Below are 3271 nucleotides of genomic sequence, written 5' to 3' on the forward strand. Positions count from 1 at the left end.
CAGCACCATCCAGCCTGGCCCCGGCAGACGCGGCGCCAGCAGCGCCACCGCCAAGCCGGCGGCATAAGCGAGCGCCAGCGGCGTGCTGCCGACCGGCATGCCCGGCCGCCCCTAGCCAGCCGGCGAGCGCGGCGCCACTCGGCGACCTACAGCCAGCGCATGCAGCCCAGTTCGAAGCGGTGCGCCAGCAGTTCGTGGTAAGGGTAGGCGCGGATGCGGTAGTGCTGCAGGCCGGTACGGCGCGGGCGCAGCGCCAGGTGGTAGGTCACCTCGCCGCCCGGCTGGCTGCTGACCGGTTCGAGCTCCAGGCGTTCCTGCACCACCAGCTTGCCGTCATCCTGCAGCTCGCCGAGCAGGCATTCCACCACCACGTCCTGCGTGCGCAGGCCGTTCAGGCGCAGCACCGCCTGCACGTCCAGCGCCTCGCCGAACGCCAGCGTGCGGCCGCTGGCCGGCTCGGCCGGCGGCGGCACGAAACCGACCCCCGACCACTGTTCGCGCACCCGCCGCTTCCAGGCCGCCAGCGCGGCGGCGCCATCGCTGACGGCATCGAGCCGGCGACGGTGATCGCGCGCCGGCGCGTAGAGTTTTTCGACGTAGTCGAGCACCTGCCGCTCGGCGTTGAAACGCGGCAGGATGCTGATCATGGACTGCTTGGCCATGGCCACCCACTGCGGCGGGTGACTGTGGCCGTGGCGCTCGAAGTACAGCGGGATCACCTGCCGCTCGAGCAGGTCGTACAGGTCGCTGGCCTCCTCGCGGTCGCGGTAGACCGGGTCGAAGTCGGTGCCGTGCGGCACGATGCCCCAGCCGTTGCTGCCGTCGTAGCCCTCCGCCCACCAGCCGTCCAGCACGCTGAGGTTCAGCACGCCGTTCATGGCCGCCTTCATGCCCGAGGTGCCACTGGCCTCCAGCGGGTAGACCGGGTTGTTCAGCCACACATCGACGCCGGACACCATCCGCCGCGCCAGGTTCAGGTCGTAGTTTTCGAGCAGCAGGATGCGGCCGATGAACTCCGGGCGCAGCGAGAACTCGTAAATCTGCCGGATCAGCGCCTGACCGGGCAGGTCGTTCGGGTGCGCCTTGCCGGCGAACATCACCAGCACCGGCCGCTGCGGGTCACCCAGCAGCCGCGCCAGGCGCTCGGGGTCCTGGAACAGCAGCGTGGCGCGCTTGTAGGTGGCGAAACGGCGCCCGAAGCCGAGCACCAGCACGTCACCGTTGTCGGTGTTCAGGTATTGGGTGATACGCCGTAGCTGCGCCTCGGCCATGCCGGCGCGGCGGTGCTGCTCCATCAGCCGCCGGCGTGCCACCTGCAGCAGCTGGGTTTTCAGCTCCCGGCGCAGGCTCCAGAACCGGTGATCCGGCACCTCGCGCAGGCATTCCCACCACTGGCAGTCGGTCAGTGAGCCGCGCCAGTCGGCGAAGCGCACGTCGAGCAGGTTGGTCCATTCCTGCGCCAGAAAGGTGCTCACGTGCACGCCGTTGGTGACGTGCGTGATGGGATTTTCCTCGGGCGGGATGTCCGGCCAGACGTAATGCTCCATGTGCGAGGCGACCTCGCCATGGATTTTGCTCACGCCGTTGTGAAAGCGCGTGCCGCGCAGCGCCGCCGAGGTCATGTTGAAGCTGCCCTGGTTCTGCGGCGAATGGCCGAGCGCACGCAGCGCGTCCAGACCGATGCCCAGCGCCGGGGCGAAGTTCGCAAAGTAACGATCGAACAGCGCGGCGTCGAAGATGTCGTGCCCGGCCGGCACCGGCGTGTGGGTGGTGAACACCGTGGCGGCGGCCACGCGCTCGAGGGCGGCGGCAAACGACAGGCCCTGCGCCACCTGTTCGCGGCAGCGCTCGAGCACCGAAAACGTGGCGTGACCCTCGTTGATGTGCCAGACCGTCGGCGCCAGGCCGAGCGCGCGCAGCGCCCGCACGCCGCCGATGCCGAGCACGATCTCCTGCTGGATGCGCCACTCGCGATCGCCGCCGTACAGCTGGTAGGTCAGCGCGCGGTCGGATTCGCTGTTCTCCGGCAGGTCGGAATCGAGCAGGTAAAGATCGATGTGCCCCACCTTGGCGCGCCACACGTGCAGCCCCACCACCCGCCCGGGCAGCTCGACCTGCACGCGGATGGGCGCGCCGGTGGCATCGGTAGCCAGCGTGACCGGCAGGTCCTCGATGCGGTTCGGCCGGTACAGCGCCTGCTGCTGGCCGCGGCCGTCGATGGCCTGCGTGAAATAGCCCTGCCGGTACAGCATGCCGACCGCCACGAACGGCAGGCCCAGGTCGCTCGCCGCCTTGCAGTGATCGCCGGCCAGGATGCCGAGCCCGCCCGAGTAGATCGGCAGGCTCTCGTGCAGGCCGTACTCGGCGCAGAAATACGCCACCAGGTCCGTCTGCGGGTCGAAATGCACCGCCACGCGCTCGCTGGCCTGCGCCTGCAGGTAGCTGTCGTAGCCGGACAGGGCACGGCTGTATTCCTCCAGGTAGCCGCGGTCCTGCGCGGCCTCGTCCAGCGCCTGCTGCGACACGCGCCGCAAAAAGACCTTCGGATTGTGGCCGCAGGCGCGCCACAGCTCGCCATCCAAGCGCGCGAACAGCGCCCGCACGCGCCGGTCCCAGCTGTACACCAGGTCCCCGGCCAGCTCCTCCAGGCGCCGCAGGCGGGCCGGGATGCGTGGTTCGACTTCGAGCGTGAACGTGGTGTGGGTCATCGCAATTTTTCCGCTTAAAACAGGATCATCGCCTTGCGTGCAGGCTCCGTGCCAATCGGCGCGAGGCAAGACACCGATGCAGCCGGCGCGTGCCGGCGCCGGCTCACGCCGGCCGCGCCCGCACCGTCACCGTGCCGATGCCCTCGAAGCGCGTCTGCGCCACGTCGCCCGGGCGCAGCGGGAACTGCCGCGTGAACGAGCCGCTCATCACGTACTGCCCGGCCTCGAGCCCGCGCCCGTACTCGGCGAGCTTGTTGGCCAGCCAGGCCAGCGACGCGCACGGGTCGCCCATCACGGCATCGCCGGTGGCCTGCGCCACCTCGGCGCCGTTGATGTCCACCGTGCAGCGCACCGCGGCGAGGTCGGCGTCGGCCGCCAGCGGCACCTCGGGGCCGATCACGAACGCCCGCTGCTGCACGTTGTCCGCCACCGCCACGGCGAGCTGGGCGGAAAAGTCGCCGCGGTTCTCCACCAGCTCCATGGCCGGATGACAGCCGCGCAGCGCCGCGCGCGCCTGCTGCACGGTCACGCCCGGCCCGCGCAGCGGCCGGGCCAGGCGCAGG

The 3271-nt window shown here is 70.5% G+C and carries 2 protein-coding genes; both read right to left on the reverse strand.

Annotated features, from left to right (window positions below; all coding sequences use genetic code 11):
• Window positions 1-146: 146 nt before the first annotated feature.
• Window positions 147-2708 (reverse strand): alpha-glucan family phosphorylase, encoded by a 2562-nt coding sequence (gene glgP, locus PHC73_RS12960; RefSeq protein ID WP_300129047.1) that lies wholly within the window; start codon window positions 2706-2708, stop codon window positions 147-149.
• A 103-nt stretch (window positions 2709-2811) separates the two neighbouring features.
• Window positions 2812-3271: fumarylacetoacetate hydrolase family protein (locus PHC73_RS12965; RefSeq protein WP_300129050.1), on the reverse strand; the 460-nt coding region annotated here is incomplete at its 5' end.

The organism is Immundisolibacter sp. (genome assembly GCF_028696615.1).
Taxonomy (GTDB): domain Bacteria; phylum Pseudomonadota; class Gammaproteobacteria; order Immundisolibacterales; family Immundisolibacteraceae; genus Immundisolibacter.